Genomic DNA, 15,878 nt, shown 5'->3' with positions numbered 1-15,878 from the left:
GTCAGGTGACGGCCGGGAGGTGCACGGTGAAGGTCGCGCCCTCGCCGAGCGCCGAGTCGACCTCCATCCGGCCGCCGTGGCGGGCGACGACGGCGTGGGCGATCGAGAGCCCGAGCCCGCTGCCGGGGATGGCCTGCTTCTGGGCGTTGGAGGAGCGGAAGAAGCGGGTGAAGAGGTGCTCGAGCTCGGTGGCGGGGATGCCGATCCCGGTGTCGCTGACGGTGAGCACGTGACAGGTCTCGCCCGGTCCGGTGCCCGCCACGAGGCGCACGCCCACCCGGCCGCCGTCGGGGGTGAACTTCACGGCGTTGCCGACGAGGTTGATCACGACGCGCTCGAGCAGGTCGCGGTCGCCGACCACCGGCAGCGGCTCGTCGGGCAGGTCGACCTCGAGCACGGTCGAGCCGCGCTCCAGCCCGGGCGACACCACGGCGCAGCCGGCGCGCACCACCTCGCCCAGGTCGAGGACCTTCTCGGCCATCCCGAGGCCGTCGTGCTGCACGGTGGAGAGCGTGAGCAGGTCGTCGACGAGCCCGAGCAGGCGGTCGCTGTTGCCGATGACCCGGCGCACCGCGCGGAGCTGGGCGTCCCCCAGGGCGCCGAAGTCGCCCTCCTCGAGCATCTCGAGGTAGCCCACGATGCTCGTGATGGGGGTGCGCAGCTCGTGGCTGACGCTGGAGATGAAGGCGTCCTTGACCGCGTCGACCTCGCGCAGCCGCTCCAGGGCGTCCTGCACCGCCCGCTCGGCCTCGAGCCGCTCGGTGACGTCCTCGGAGATGCTCAGGTAGCCGACCGGGCGACCGCGGTCGTCGAGGATCCGGTCGAGGGTCATCGAGTGCGTGCGCTCCGTGCCGTCCTTGCGCACGAAGCCGATGTAGGCGCCGGCCTGACCGGGCTCGAGCATCCTGCCCGCCACGGTGTCGAAGTCGTCGGCCACCCCGAGCTCGGCCGCCTTGCGCTGCACCCCGTGAGGACTGTGGAGCATGGCGGAGTCGCGGCCCATGACCTCGGCCGCGGTGTAGCCCAGCAGCTGCTCGGCGCCGGGGTTGAAGAGCGTGATGCGACGCTCGAGGTCGGCTCCGATGATGGCGTCGGAGGCGCTGTGCACGACCCGCTCCAGGGTGTCGCGCTCGGCCGCAGCGGTGCGGGCGGCGCGGATGTGCTCGCCCACGCGCAGCAGCAGCGGCACGACGATCAGCGCGCAGGTCGCGATGAAGGCCGAGAGCAGCACGCCGCGCAGGTCGGGGTCGAGGTCGAAGCGGCCGGGGGCGTCGGTGAAGGGGCCACGACCGGAGGCACTCATGAGCACCGCGAAGGCCAGCACCGCCACCAGCTGGGCGAGGGCCTCGGGAGCGCGCAGCCGCAGGGCGCTCCAGGCCAGCACCGGCACGACGAGGAAGACGACCGACGGGAGGTCGGTGGGCACGAACACGGCGGGGGCGACGGTCACCACCGCCGCCCACTGCAGCACGCGCTCACCGCGACCGGCGATGGCCGCGTGGTCGGGCAGCCGCGACCACATCGGGGTCAGCACGAGCTGGGACCCGAGGTGCGAGACGGCGAGCGCCAGGGCCACCAGGGCCGGGTCACCGAAGCCGGTGACCGCCGAGGTGAGCGCACCCGTCGAGGCACCGACGGCCGCCCCCGCGAGGCACGCCACGACGTAGCGACGCAGGTCGGCGTCGTGGCGCAGCCGCCAGCGGCCCTCCTCACCCTGCGACAGGATCGCCCACACCACGACGGTCTCCAGCGCGACGCCCGCGCCGTACCCGACCGCGACGTCGCCGGGGCGCCCGCCGAGCCAGATGGTCAGCACCGCGAGGGCGAGCACGAGCGCCGCGAGCACCGGCACGGCGCGACGACGGGCGAGCAGCAGCAGGCCGCTGGCCAGGCCGACGGGCCAGATGCCGATGGCGTGGCCGGCGTCGGGCGCGGCCCTCACGGCGGCCAGGCCCATCGCGCCCGTCAGCAGCGCGAGAGCCGCGACGGCGAGCATGCGACGAGGCGGCACGACTCCCCCTCCCGGTGTCGGTCCCGGCCTGAGTGAAGCACGCCCGCGGCGTCGGCGGCGCCGGTTCGCCAGGACTCGGGCGCCACCGCACGCTGAGAGACGTCTCAGCCGTGCTCGGGCGAGGCGCGTCGCCCGGCCCGCCGCCGCGACCACTACCGTGGCCCGATGAGCTCTTCGGGTGCGCCCACGCGGTCCTCCTACGACGTCGTCGTGGTCGGCGGCGGCCACAACGGCCTGGTCTCAGCCGCCTACCTCGCGCGCGCAGGTCTCTCGGTCCTGGTGCTCGAGCGCCTCGACCACACCGGCGGCGCCGCCGTCTCGGCCCCCGCCTTCCGCGGTCACGACGTGCGCCTGTCGCGCTACTCCTACCTCGTCTCGCTCATGCCCGAGGCGCTGATGCGCGATCTGGACCTCCAGGTGCGTCTGGAGTCGCGCACCACCGCCTCCTACACCCCGACGTCGCGCGACGGGAAGGCCGGCGGGCTGCTCGTGGAGCGCCCCGAGGGCCCCGCCACGGCGCGGTCCTTCGCCGACCTCACCGGGGGCGAGGAGGAGTACGCCGCCTGGCGCGAGTTCTACGCCGACGTCGCCGACCTCGCCCACGCCGTCGCCCCGACCCTCCTCGAGCCGCTGCCCGGCGAGCGGGCGCTGCGCGACCGGGTCGACCCCGACATCTGGCGCGACCTGGTCGAGCGCCCGCTGGGCGAGGCCGTCGAGCGGCGCTTCCGCGACGACACGGTGCGCGGCGTGGCGGCCACCGACGCCCTCATCGGCACCTTCGCCTCGCTGCACGACCCGTCGCGCGTGCAGAACCGCTGCTTCCTCTACCACCTGATCGGCAACGGCACCGGCGAGTGGCGGGTGCCCGTCGGGGGCATGGGCGCGATGACCGACGCGCTCGCCGCGGCGGCCGGGCGCGCGGGCGCCGAGCTGCTGACCGGCGCGGGCGTCTCGGCGATCCGTCCCACCGGCGAGGGCGCCGACTCCGGCGCCGAGGTGACCTTCCACGCCGGTGGCCGTGACCACGTCGTGAGCGGGCGCCACGTCCTGGCCAACGTCGCGCCGTGGGTGCTGGAGATCCTCCTCGGCGGCGTGGAGGACGCGGCGACGAAGCCCGAGGGCTCGCAGCTCAAGATCAACCTGCTCCTCGACCGGCTGCCCGCCCTGCGCTCCGGTGTCGACCCCGCCGTGGCCTTCGCCGGCACCCTCCACCTCGCCGAGGACTACACCCAGCTGGAGCGGGCCTACGCCGACGCCGTCGGCGGGTCCGTGCCCACCGCCCTCCCCGGCGAGGTCTACTGCCACACCCTCACCGACCCCTCGATCCTCGGGTCGGCCGCCGGCTCGGGCACCCACACGATGACCTACTTCGGCCTCCACACGCCCGCCTCGCTCTTCGCCGACCCCGCTCGCCGCGAGGCCGCCAAGGCCGAGGCGGTCGCCCGGGCCATCGCCTCCCTCGACGAGCACCTCGCCGAGCCGCTCGCGTCGTGCGTGGCCCGCGACGCCGACGGTCAGCCGTGCATCGAGGCCAAGATCCCCCAGGACGTCGAGGCCGACCTGGCCATGCCCGGGGGCCACATCTTCCACGGCGACCTCGAGTGGCCGTGGGCCCCGGCCCGCGCGCGCCTCGACACCCCGGCACAGCAGTGGGGCGTGCAGACCGCCCACGACGCCGTCCTGCTCTGCGGCTCCGGCGCCCGGCGCGGCGGCGCCGTCTCCGGGATCGCCGGCCACAACGCCGCCCAGGCCGTCCTCGCCTCCCGCTGACCGGTCCCCGCTCCGTCGATTTCGCCGCCCGGTGGCCCGCTGGTAATGTTCTTCTCGCTTCACCGCGCGGCATTAGCTCAATTGGCAGAGCAGCTGACTCTTAATCAGCGGGTTCGGGGTTCGAGTCCCTGATGCCGTACCACCCACGAGAGGCCCTCCCGGTTCGCCGGGAGGGCCTCTCGCCATTTCCCGACCTGCCCCCTTCCCCGCCGGGGGCGAGCCCGCACAGCCCACAGCCGTCGGGCGGGAGGCCCCAGCACCCCCCTGGTCGAGCAGGGAGCGCCAGCGCTCCGGTGGTTGAGGAGGGAGCGCCCGCGCCCCGGTGGTCGAGGAGGGAGCGCCCGCGCCCCGGTGGTCGAGGAGGGAGCGCCAGCGCCCCGGTGGTCGAGGAGGGAGCGCCAGCGACCGTCTCGAAACCACGGCCGACACGGTGGTTGAGGAGGGAGCGCCAGCGCCCCCGGTGGTTGAGGAGGGAGCGCCAGCGACCGTCTCGAAACCACCCTCGCGCGACAAGACATCCCTCTCCACAGATCCACCCGCAGACCTAGTTATCGAATGCGTGTTCGAATAAACTAGGCGCATGCTCCTCGACCTCGACACCACCGGCGCCGTGGTCGACGTCGACTCCTTCGAGGCCGACGAGGTCCTGGAGTACGCCGCCGACACCGCCCGATCCGTACGCGCCGCCGAGCGTCGCACGCTGCGGGTCATGGCCCGCTGGGGGGCGCTGAACCCCGACCGGGCCTACGCGTGGTCGGTGCCGGGGATGATCCGCCACGGCCTCGACGAGTTCGCGGCTGAGCCGTTGGCCCTGGCGTTGGAGATGTCGCCGGTCAACGCCGGCTGCAACCTCGCGGAAGTCATGGAGCTGGTCCACCGCCTGCCCCGCATCTGGGCGATGGTGGACGACCTCACCCTCCCCGGCTGGCGCGCCCGGCGCATCGCCTCCCAGACCCAGGTCCTCAACGACACCGGTGCTGCGTTCGTGGACCGCAAGGTCGCCGCCCTCGGGGCGAAGGTCCAAGGACTCGGATCGCGGCGGATCGAGCTGTTCGTCGCCGAGGCGGCCGCCAGGCACGACCCCCACGCCCAGGCCGCCCTGGAGGAGCGGGCCCGCGGTGGGTGGAACGTGAGGGTGACCCACGACGTCGACCGCGGCTCCGCCTCGGGCACCTCGTGGCTCGAGGCCACCGGTGACACCCAGGACCTCACCCGCTTCCACGACCTGATCTGCGCCACCGCCGCCGAGCTCGGACGCCACCAGAGCACCACTGGAGCCGTGGTCGAGTCGCTGGAGGTCCGTAAAGCCAGGGCGATCGGGGTGATCACCGACCGCGCCCAAGGCCTCACCGCCCTCGACTCCGTCGAACCCACCACTGCCAAGGAACGGGTCGTCTACCTCCACCTGCGCCCCGAGGACCTCGCACGCGCCGAGACCCTCGCCGCCCACGACACGGCCCGCGCCCTCGCTGAGGACCAGGCCGCAACCAATCCCCCGACCTGCGAGGGACCCCCGCCGCCCAGCGAGGCCCCCGCCGAGGAACCACCCCCCGACCCCCGCGACCTGTCCGCCCCCGAGGACACGGCCGATCCCGTTCCCGAGCCTGCGACAGGACCGCCCGCGGCAACCACGGCAACCACGGCGGCTGAGGAGCGAGCGCAGCGAGCGTCTCGAAGCCCCGCCGCGACCACCGACAACGATCTAGGGACCACTCTCGCTGGACAGGTCACGACCCCGGTGGCTGAGGAGCGAGCGCAGCGAGCGTCTCGAAGCCACCCCACGCCCGACGCACAGCCCACCGACGCCCAGCCCGCGGACGAGCATCCCGCGCACGAGCGGCCCGCAGAAGACCAGCCTGAGCACGAGCAGCCTGCGGGGGACGCGTACCGAACCACCGGCCCCGACCTACGACCCACGCCGGTCCACCGCCACCACGAGACCAGCCACCTCTCCCAGATCGACCGCACCGGCCCACCACCCGGCACCGCGGTCGTCGAGGGCCTCGGCGTCGTCTCCACCACCACCCTGCGCCGCTGGCTCCTTGGCACCAAGGTCTACGTGAGACCCGTCATCGACCTCGACCCCACCACCGCCGGNGGCCTCGGCGTCGTCTCCACCACCACCCTGCGCCGCTGGCTCCTTGGCACCAAGGTCTACGTGAGACCCGTCATCGACCTCGACCCCACCACCGCCGGAGCCGTCGACCGCCACGACCCACCACCGTGGATGCGCGAACACGTCACCCTGCGCGACCCACGCTGCGTGTTCCCCGGCTGCACCGTGCCCTCACGACGCTGCGACCTCGACCACATCACCCCCTACCGACCCCTCGACCACGGCGGCAGACCCGGCCAAACCCACCCCTCCAACCTCGCCCCGCTGTGCCGCCACACCACCGACTCAAGACCACCGGCTCCGAAGGCAGCCCACCCTGGAGCTANTCCCCGGCTGCACCGTGCCCTCACGACGCTGCGACCTCGACCACATCACCCCCTACCGACCCCTCGACCACGGCGGCAGACCCGGCCAAACCCACCCCTCCAACCTCGCGCCGCTGTGCCGCCACCACCACCGCCTCAAGACCACCGGCTCCGAGGGCAGCCCACCCTGGAGCTACCACCGCGCCCCCGACGGCACCTACACCTGGACCAACCCCCACGGCTGGACCACGCTCGTCCGCCCCGGCTGAGCGCACCGACCCACAGGCCGCGCCTGTGTCGACACAGTGCCGCGCCGCCTACCGCCGACCTCGCCGCCCGCCCATCCTGGGACGGTGACGACGACCGCGATGTCCCCCACCGAGACGACCCCGAGTCGATCCGACCACGCTGCGACCACGGCCGCGGGCTCGGTCGGACCCAACTGGTTCGCGTCGGTCATGGGCACCGGCATCCTCGCGGTCGCGCTGACCGTCGTGCCCGTGGCCGTCCCGGGGCGCGACCTGCTGGCCCTCGCGGCCTGGCTGGTGGCGGCGGTGCTGCTCGTCGTGCTCACCGCGGCGAGCGTCGCCCAGTCGCGACGCCACCCGGGCAGCGTGCGGGCCCACCTCGCCGACCCGGTCATGGCGCACTTCTTCGGCGCGCCCGCGATGGCCCTGATGACGGTCGGCGCGGGAGCGCTCCTGGTGGGTCACCGCGTCATGGGCGTCACGCCGGCGCTGGCCGTGGGCGCGTCGCTGTGGGTGGCCGGGACCCTGCTGGGCCTCGCCACCACGGTCGTGGTGCCGACCGTGGCGCTCGTCTCCCACCGCGTCGGGCTCGACGACGCGACCCCCAGCTGGCTGATGCCGGTCGTGCCCCCCATGGTGAGCGCGGCGACCGGCGCGCTGCTGGTGCCGCACGTGCCCGCGGGCGACCTGCGAGCGGCGTTCCTGCTCTGCTGCTGGGGCCTGGCCGGCGTGGCGCTGGCCGCCACCCTCGTCGTCCTCCCCCTGGTGCTGCGCCGGCTCCGACGCCACGGCATCGCAGCGACCGCCGCCCCGACGCTGTTCATCGTGCTCGGCCCGCTGGGCCAGTCGGTGACCGCGGTGCACCACCTCGGCGACCTCTCCCCCGCCGTCCTGCCGGGGCCGTGGGGGGCGTGGGCGGCCGGCGCGGTGGTGCCGTACGGCGCGCTGGTGCTGGCCCTCGCCATGGCCTGGCTGGTCGTGGCGGGCGCCCTGGTCGTCCGCACGGCTCGGCGCGACGGCGGGCTGCCCTTCAGCCTGGCGTGGTGGGCCTTCACCTTCCCTGTCGGCACCGTGGTGACGGGCTCCGCCGCCCTGGCCGAGGCGACCGGGAGCACCGCGCTGCTCGACCTCGCCGTCGTCCTCCTCGCCACCCTCGCCACCCTCTGGCTCGTGGTCGCCGTGCGCACGACGACCTGGCTCCTCGCCCGCTGACACCGGGCGTCAGGGCACCAGTGCGTCCTCACCCCGTCAGGCGGTGGTGCGCCCGAGTCGGCGGGGCAGGCTGGGGACACGGGCCCCGACGGCCCCGGGGCGAGCGCACCGCCGCCCCGCACTCGACGAAAGGTCCCGACATGCCCCAGCTCGACGGCAAGCGCATCGCCTTCCTGGTCGCCAACTCCGGCGTGGAGCAGGTGGAGCTCACCGAGCCGCGCAAGACCATCGACGCGGCCGGCGCCACCACCACGCTCATCGCGCCCGAGAAGAGCACCATCCAGGCCTTCGAGAACGACGTGGACAAGGCCGACACCTTCGAGCCCGACCTCGCCGTGGCCGACGCCTCGGTCGACGACTTCGACGGCCTCGTGCTGCCCGGCGGCACGACCAACCCCGACGCCCTGCGCCTCGACGAGAAGGCCGTCGCCCTCGTCAAGGCCTTCGCCGACGCCGGCAAGCCGATCGCCGCGATCTGCCACGGCCCCTGGACCCTGGTCGAGGCCGGCGTGCTCGGCGGCAAGACCCTCACCAGCTGGCCCAGCCTCAAGACCGACATCTCCAACGCCGGCGGCAGCTGGGTCGACGAGCAGTCCTTCACCTGCCCGGCCAACGGCTGGCAGCTCGTCACCAGCCGCAACCCCGACGACCTCCCGGCCTTCGGCGAGGCCGCCGTGGCGGCCTTCGCGGGCTGACCCACCCGGGCTCACCAGCGAGCAGCACCACGCACGTCGACGGCGGCGGCAGGACCTCGGTCCTGTCGCCGCCGTCGTCTGCGGGTCGTGCGAGGGTCAGCCGCTCACTCCTGCGAGCCGGTCGCGGGCCCGACCACCAGGTCGTCGAGCACCGAGCCGGTGGCGCGCTGCGCCCAGATCCCCACGTGGCCACCGCGCCCGACGAACGCCGTGGCGTCGCGGCCCTCGAGCGCGAAGGTCGCCACGACCGCGCCGTCGCGCAGCACCTCGACCCGGTCGCCGACGGTGCGGGCGCCGAGCACGTCGCCCTCGGCGAGGTCCACCCTCGGACCGACCGTGCGGGTCCAGGCCGAGGCCACCGAGCGCTTCACCGCGAGACGGACGCGCTCGGTCTGGGGGTTCCAGGTGACGGCCAGGCCGCGTCGGAAGCCGTCCTGGCCCTGGGCCTCGAGGAGCAGGCCGAGCGAGCGGGCGCCGGGGGCGACGCGCTCGAGGGTGACGGCGGCCTCCTGGTCGGCGCCCTGGCGGGACCCCGTGTGCAGGATCGGGCCCCCGCGCCCCACCCGCAGACCGCGGGGCGTCACGCGGTAGTCGGCGCGTGAGGTGAAGCCGACCCAGGCGTCGTCGAGACGACCGGGCTCCTCGAAGCCGTCGACGAGGACGGGCTCCGGCTCCGGCTCCGGCTCGACGGGGGGCTCGACGGTCTCGGTGACCACGACGGTCCGCTCGACCTCGGGCGCCGGGGCGTAGGTCGCGTCACCGGCCTGCGAGGCGGTGACGGTGCACGCACCTACCCCGGTGGCCCGCAGCCGGTCGACCGTCACCGTGCACGGCCCGTCGGTGCGGAAGGAGACCCCGAGGCCGGAGGTCGCCGTCGCGAACAGCTGCTGGTCGGGATCGCCGACCTCCATGTCGGAGGGCTTCGCGAAGATGATCGTCTGCCCAGCGGGCTGCGGGTCGGGGTCGGTGCCCGGAGCCTGGAACGTCACCGCATAGGTGCGGGTCGCCGAGCCGTCCTCGCTGGTGACCACGACCCGGGCGGTGCGACCGTCGCCGGCCTGCTGGACCTCCACGGTGGCGAAGGGGTCGGCGGCGCGCGCCGCGACCTGCTGCACCTGCGTGGAGGTGACGGTGTAGGACTCGCGGGCCGGGTCGAAGCCGGGCAGCGGGGTGCCGGCCACACGCAGCTCGGCGAGGCCGGCGTCGGAGCCCTGGGCGGCGACCTGACCCAGCACCTGCAGCTCGCTCATGGTCAGGTGGGTGTTGTCGCGGGCCGTCATCACCAGGCGGGCCCGGTCGACCTCGACCCCGGGGAAGCTGACGGTGACGACCGGCGAGGCGAGCCCGGCGGCCATCGTCGTGGTCTCCCCGACCTGTCGCCACCCACCGTCGCCGGTCGGCACCTCGACGCGCACCGAGGCGGGGTAGCTGTCGCTCGCGCCGTCCTTGAAGAACACACCCCGCAGGCCGGTGAGCGTGCGGGCGTCGGGGAACGTCATCGTGAGGGTGTCGGAGGTGTTCTTGGCCGACGACCTCCAGTTCGACCACGCCTTGTCGCCCAGGTCGCCGTCGAGCAGCCCGGCGGTGCCGTAGCCGGGCTCGGTGAAGGTCGCGGCCACGGTGGTGCCCTGCGGCGTGGGCACCACGCCGGGCACGGGCTCGGTCACCCGCACCGCGACGGTCGCGGGCAGGATGCGCCCGGCCCCGGCGTCGGCGACGCCCTCCAGCTCGACCACGCCGGTCTGGTCGAAGGCACCCGCGGACGCGGTCTCCCAGGTGACCGGCCGCTCGACGGTGGCGCCCGACTCCCCCACCGCGGTGACGGTGGTGGGCAGGGTCGGGGCCTGACCGACGTACGTCGCCGCGCGCGCCGGGCGGGTGGACACCAGGGTGTCGACGGTGACCTCGGCGGTCGTGGTGAGGCTCTGCCCGTCGGAGGTGGTCACGGTGCCGGGCACGACGACCGTGCCGGGCTGCTGCCACGCGGAGTCGGCGGGCAGGTCCCAGACGACGGGCAGGCCGTCGCGGTCGCCGCCGGCGTAGACCCCGGTGACGCTCGCGGGCAGGGAGGGGGCGACCCCGACGGGGGTGACGACGGCGGTGGGCCGGACACCCTGCACGGTCTCGTCGAGGATCCGCCAGCGCTGGTTGTCGCCCGAGGTCGGCGTGTAGAACGCCACCCGGGTGCCGTCGGCGGTGGCCCCGCCGGGCACGTCGAGGAGCTGACCGGTGCCGGCGTTGACGACGGTGTAGGTGCCGTCGCCGGTGGTGGAGAGCATCCACTGCGCGGTCTCGGCCGGGGTCGACCCGGCGTCGGCGGCGACCAGCGTCGGGTCGTCGGCCCCGGCGGCGAGCAGCAGCTCGCCGTCACCGGTGCTGAGCGTGTAGCGCTGCCGGTTGCTCACCGAGTCGGCGAGCGGCCGCAGCCGCCAGACCTGGTCGGGGGCCGAGGCGCTGTCGGTGCGGATCACGACGCCCGACCCGGTCGCGGCCGGGGCGAGCGACTTCCCGCTCTGCACGCCGCGCAGGCGGTAGACGTGGTCCTCCTGCACCAGCGCGGCGTCCTCGGCGACGCCGGAGACGTCCGAGACCAGCAGCGTGGTCACCGAGCGGGCGGGCAGGCGCAGCGTGGCCTCGCCGTCGCGCACCACGGTCGGTGTGCCCGTGCGCAGCGCGCCGGCGGTGCTCGTGACCACCGGCGTGACGGTGGCGCCGTCGGCCACCGACGCGAACTTCGCGAGGTCGAGGGTGACGTCGCGGGCGGCGTCGGAGTCGTTGACGTGCACGACGGTGACGCCCTCGTCGGTGACCGCCGCGGTGGAGTCGGTGGAGTCGGTGGCGACCAGGCGGTCGCCGGGCTCGATGTAGTGCGTGTAGTTGCGCACGGTGTCGAACTTGGTGTTGGTCTTGATCCGGCAGGTGCCCTCGGCGGGCGGGGCGGCGGGGTCGCGCACGAGCACGTCGCCGTCACCGCAGTCGAAGTCGAGCTGGATGCTGCCCCAGTTGGCCCCGGCGGCGCTCTCGCCGCCGGGCTCCATGTTCTTCAGGTCCTCGACCGGCTGCCAGAAGACCCAGGCGTCGGGCTCGAGCTCGCGCAGGTCGTCGGTGATCCGCTCGGCCATGCCCAGGCCGGGCGCCATGTCGGTGAAGCTCTGGCCCGCGCCCCACGAGCCCTCGACCTCGCTCATCCACAGCGGCTTGCCCTCGCCCTTGGCGAGGTCACGCGCCGACGTGCGCTGGCCGGTGCCGTAGGTGTGCACGTTGAGCTGCTCGACGAGGTCCTGCGTCGGCTGGTCGTAGGCGTACCAGTTGCGCACGAAGGTGCCGGGGTTGGTCTCGTCCATGGCCGAGATCGGGGTGTCGAGGTCGCTGGCCGCCAGCGCCTCCTCGAGGGCCGTGATGACCCGGGCCTGCATGGCGGGGCCGGCGTGCGCGCCCTCCTGGCGTCCGCCGGTCGGCTGACCGTCGGCGCCGAGCTGGGTGCCCCAGTAGGGCGTGTTGGGCTCGTTGAGGGGGTCGACGGTGTCGAAGGTGATGCCGTGGGCGGCCTCGAGCCGCTCCATGGCGCCGACGAGGTAGGCGGCGAAGTCGTCGACGGTGTCGGCGCGGATCTGCTCGGCGCTGGGGTCGAAGCCGCCCGAGACGTAGCCCGAGACGGTCTGGAACCACGGCGGGGAGTTGTTGAAGGCCTCCCAGTGGGTGATGTCGGCCTTGATCGCGTCGATCCACCAGCGCTGGGTGGCGTCGGCGTCCTCGTTCCACAGCGCCGGGTCGGCGGGGTCCCACCAGTCCTTGTCCTGCGGCGTGAGCTGCGGGCCCGCGGGCGCCTTCCACCAGCCCTCGACCGCGCCACCGGGGCGCAGGTAGTCCTCGACCGACGGAGCGTTGCCGCCGCCGATGTTGTAGCGCGCGATGTTGAGGTTGAGGCCCTCGTCGCCGAAGACCAGGTCGCGCAGCTCCTGGCGGATCGCGTCGGGGTAGTCGCCCGTGGCGTTGGCGAACCACACCAGGCTGGTGCCCCAGCCCTCGAAGGGTCCGCCCTGGTACGACGGGTCGGGCGTGACGGTCACGTCGGGCACCCCGTCGTCGGCGGCGGCCGACGGGTCGGGTGCGGCGGTGGGTGCCGCGGCGGGCGCGGCCGCTGCGGCGGTGGGCTGGCAGGCGAGCCCGGCGACGACCGCCGAGACCGCGAGGGCTGCGAGCCCGCGTCGGGGGGTGGGTGCTCTCATGCTGCGCTGCTCTCTGGAGAGGACGGAAGGGCGCGACGAGGGGTGCGCTCCCGCCCCGTCCATGACAGGATGTTTGCGCAAACATCGCCTGTGACGACCGTCTCACCGCGCCCCGCGACCGTCAAGCCCCCGCCTTGCCGGCGAGGTCCCCGGCAGGCGAGGATCGTGGTGGCGCCACCACCACCGAGAGCAGGCCCGTTGACCACCACCGAACCCCCTCCCCCGGCCCCGCAGCGGCGCGTGTCCATGGCCGACGTCGCCAAGCTCGCCGGCGTCTCGGCGCAGACGGTCTCGCGGGTCTCCAACGGGGCCGGCGACGTCGTCGACGCCACCCGCGAGCGGGTCCTGCGGGCGATGGACGAGCTCGGCTACCGGCCCAACGGTGCCGCGCGGGCCCTCAAGCGGGGCGAGTTCCGCACGATCGGCGTCGTGCTCTTCACGCTGTCGACCACCGGCAACATGCGCACGCTCGAGGGCATCGCCGACTCCGCCGCCGAGCAGGGCTACGCGATCACGCTCCTCCCCGTGGCCCCCACCCAGGCCAAGGTGGCCGGCGCCTTCGACCGGCTCAGCGAGCTCGCGGTCGACGGCGTCATCGCCATCATGGAGGTGCACCTGCTCGACACCGCCCAGGCCGTGCTCCCGCCCGGCATGACCATGGTCGTGGTCGACTCCGGCGGCACCGACCGCCACTCCGTCGTCGACACCGACCAGCACCTCGGTGCCCGGCAGGCCGTGCAGCACCTGCTCGACCTCGGCCACGAGACCGTGTGGCACGTCGCCGGCCCCGAGGCCTCCTACGCCGGGGAGAGCCGCTGCGAGGCGTGGCGCACGACCCTCGAGGCGGCCGGCCGCACGGCCCCGCCCCTGCTGCGCGGCGACTGGAGCGCGGAGTCGGGCTACGCGGCGGGCCAGCGGCTGGCCGGCGAGCCGGGCTGCACGGCGGTGTTCGCCGCCAACGACCAGATGGCCCTCGGTCTGCTCCGCGCCTTCCACGAGGCCGGCCGTCGCGTGCCGCAGGACGTCAGCGTCGTCGGCTTCGACGACGTGCCCGACGCGGCGAGCTACATCCCTCCGCTCACCACGGTGCGACAGGACTTCGCCGGCGTCGGGCGCCACTCGGTGGCCGGGGTGCTGGCCCAGCTGCGCGACCGGCGCACCCCGCCCACCACGGTGCTGGTGCCCACCGAGCTCGTCGTGCGCGCGAGCACCGCTCCCCCGCCCGGCTGAGGCTCAGTCGGCGCTGCGCACGACGACCACCTCGCGCGGGGCGATCACCAGCCGGTCGGAGGCGGGGGCGGCGCCGTCGATCACCTCGCCGGCCGGGGCCGGGAGCTCGACGTAGCCGTCGGTGCGGTTGACGAGGAAGCGGTACTGCTCGCCCTCGCGCTCACGACGGATCAGCTCCACCGCGCCGCGCGCCTCCTCGGGCAGCTCGGAGACCACGCCCGCGTCGCGGGCCAGGTCGGCCAGCACCGGCGCGACGCCGCTCGCACCCAGCCGGGTCCCGACGTACGACGCGGAGCCCGCGCCGACCGGGCGGCGGGTCACGGCGGGCGAGCCGGCGTGCACGCCGTCCTTGTAGCGCACGCGCACCTCGACGGCCGGGTCGACGAGGTCGACGCCGTCGGCCCACACCGAGCCCGCCGTGCCGTTGTCGAGGTCGACGCTCGTGCCGGGCTCCAGCGGGCCGAACTCCTCGATCCGCAGGCCGAGCAGGTCGCGCAGCGCGCCGGGGTAGCCACCGAGCCAGACGTGGTCGTGCTCGTCGACGACCCCGGAGAAGTAGGTGGTCACCAGGTGGCCGCCGCCGGCGACGTAGGCCTCGAGCCGCTCGGCCAGGGCCGCCGGCACGACGTGCAGCACCGGTGCCACGACCAGGGCGTAGCCCGACAGGTCGGCGGCCAGGGGCACGACGTCGGCGCGCAGCCCCAGGTCGAGGCAGGCGGAGTACCAGTCGAGCGCTTCTTGGCGGTAGCGCAGCTCCTGGGTCGGGGTGCCGCTGCCCTCGGCGGCCCACCAGGAGTCCCAGTCGAAGACGATGGCGATGTCGGCGGGGCGACGACTGCTGCCCACGACCGGCGACAGGGCGTCCAGGCGCGCGCCGAGCTCCTGCACGGTGCGGTGCAGGGCGGTGCCGGTGCCGGCGTGGGGCAGCATCGCGGAGTGGTACTTCTCGGCGCCGCCCTGCGACTGGCGCCACTGGAAGTAGCAGACCGCGTCGGCGCCGTGGCCGACGTGGGTGAGCGAGTCGCGCACGAGGTGGCCGGGGCGCTTGGGGACGTTGACCGACTTCCAGTTGACCGCGCTGGTGGAGTGCTCCATGAGGAACCAGGGCCGGCCGCCGGCGATGCCGCCGGTGAGGTTGGCCGAGAAGGACAGCTCGTCGAGCGGGCGCTCGCCGTCCTGCACGTAGTGGTCGTTGGAGACGAAGTCGACGTCGGCGGCCCAGGCGGCGTAGTCCATGCCGCGCGTCTCCCCCATCACCATGAAGTTGGTGGTCACCGGCACGTCGGGGGTGATCGCGACCAGCACGTCGCGCTCCGCGCGCAGGTGCTCGGCGAGGGCGTCGGAGGAGAAGCGCTGGAAGTCCAGGCGCTGGGTGGGGTTGATGAAGGAGCCGTGGCCGGCGAAGCGCGGCGGCAGCACCTCCTCCCACGCGCCGTAGCGCTGCGACCAGAAGCTGGTGGCCCAGGCGTGGTTGAGGGCCTCGACGCTGCCGTAGCGCGCCTGGAGCCAGGTGCGGAAGGCGCGCGCGGCGTCGTCGGAGTAGTCGTGGACGTTGTGGCAGCCCAGCTCGTTGCTCACGTGCCAGGCGGCCAGGGCGGGGTGCTCGGCGTAGCGCTCGGCCACGGCGCGCACCAGGCGCAGCGCGTGCTCGCGGAAGACCGGCGAGGTGGGGCGCCAGTGCTGGCGCGCCCCGGGCCACACGGTGTGGCCCTCGAAGCTCACCGGGAGCACCTCGGGGTGCAGGGTGGTCAGCCACGGCGGCGGCGAGGCGGTGGCGGTGGCCAGGTCGACGGCGATGTCGTGGGCGTGCATGAGGTCCATGACCTCATCGAGCCAGGCGAAGTCGAAGCGGTCGGGCGCCGGCTGGAGCCGGGCCCAGGAGAAGATCGCGACCGACACGACGTTGACCCCCGCGCCGCGCATCGCGGCGACGTCCTCGGCCCACACCTCCCGCGGCCACTGCTCGGGGTTGTAGTCGGCGCCGAAGGCCATGCGCGGCTCGTCGGGCCGGGTGGGCCAGCGCAGCCAGCGGTGGGAGGTCGGGGCGGTCATGGTGCGTGCT

Annotated in this window: 7 protein-coding genes and 1 tRNA gene; 5 read left to right on the top strand and 3 right to left on the bottom strand. The window is 74.4% G+C overall.

Annotation, left to right across the window (positions count from 1 at the left end):
• Position 1: 1 nt before the first annotated feature.
• Positions 2 to 2,011, bottom strand: coding sequence for an ATP-binding protein (locus tag ASF50_RS04100; protein ID WP_156718083.1), 2,010 nt, complete (start codon positions 2,009 to 2,011; stop codon positions 2 to 4).
• 165 nt (positions 2,012 to 2,176) lie between these two features.
• Here ASF50_RS04100 and ASF50_RS04095 point away from each other — a divergent pair, with 165 nt between their 5' ends.
• The 4 genes from ASF50_RS04095 to ASF50_RS04065 all read left to right on the top strand — a co-directional run bounded on the left by ASF50_RS04095 (position 2,177) and on the right by ASF50_RS04065 (position 8,357).
• On the top strand, positions 2,177 to 3,781 hold the full coding sequence (locus ASF50_RS04095) for a phytoene desaturase family protein (RefSeq protein ID WP_056903568.1): 1,605 nt from the start codon (positions 2,177 to 2,179) through the stop codon (positions 3,779 to 3,781).
• Positions 3,782 to 3,847: 66 nt separating this feature from the next.
• Positions 3,848 to 3,923, top strand: a tRNA-Lys gene (locus tag ASF50_RS04090).
• A gap of 2,632 nt (positions 3,924 to 6,555) precedes the next feature.
• Entirely contained in the window at positions 6,556 to 7,662 is a 1,107-nt protein-coding gene (locus ASF50_RS04070; protein WP_156718079.1) for a C4-dicarboxylate ABC transporter, read from the top strand.
• A 140-nt stretch (positions 7,663 to 7,802) separates the two neighbouring features.
• Positions 7,803 to 8,357: a type 1 glutamine amidotransferase domain-containing protein gene (locus ASF50_RS04065; protein ID WP_056863687.1), complete on the top strand. Its 555-nt coding sequence runs from the start codon at positions 7,803 to 7,805 to the stop codon at positions 8,355 to 8,357.
• 104 nt (positions 8,358 to 8,461) lie between these two features.
• Here ASF50_RS04065 and ASF50_RS04060 read toward each other — a convergent pair whose 3' ends face one another.
• Positions 8,462 to 12,586, bottom strand: coding sequence for an Ig-like domain-containing protein (locus ASF50_RS04060; protein ID WP_200920031.1), 4,125 nt, complete (start codon positions 12,584 to 12,586; stop codon positions 8,462 to 8,464).
• A gap of 246 nt (positions 12,587 to 12,832) precedes the next feature.
• Here ASF50_RS04060 and ASF50_RS04055 point away from each other — a divergent pair, with 246 nt between their 5' ends.
• Positions 12,833 to 13,816 carry a LacI family DNA-binding transcriptional regulator gene (locus ASF50_RS04055; RefSeq protein ID WP_056863686.1) on the top strand — a complete coding sequence of 328 codons (984 nt, stop codon included), beginning with the start codon at positions 12,833 to 12,835 and terminating at the stop codon, positions 13,814 to 13,816.
• A 3-nt stretch (positions 13,817 to 13,819) separates the two neighbouring features.
• On the opposite strand, the gene ASF50_RS04050 is transcribed toward ASF50_RS04055, so the two are convergent.
• A complete protein-coding gene (locus ASF50_RS04050) occupies positions 13,820 to 15,868 on the bottom strand; it encodes a beta-galactosidase (RefSeq protein ID WP_056903563.1) in 2,049 nt (682 codons plus the stop codon).
• Positions 15,869 to 15,878: the final 10 nt, after the last annotated feature.

Source organism: Nocardioides sp. Leaf307 (assembly GCF_001423135.1).
GTDB classification, from domain to species: Bacteria; Actinomycetota; Actinomycetes; order Propionibacteriales; family Nocardioidaceae; genus Nocardioides; species Nocardioides kribbensis.
Note: the sequence above shows the minus strand (reverse complement) of the source record. Positions and strands in the feature narration are given on the sequence as shown.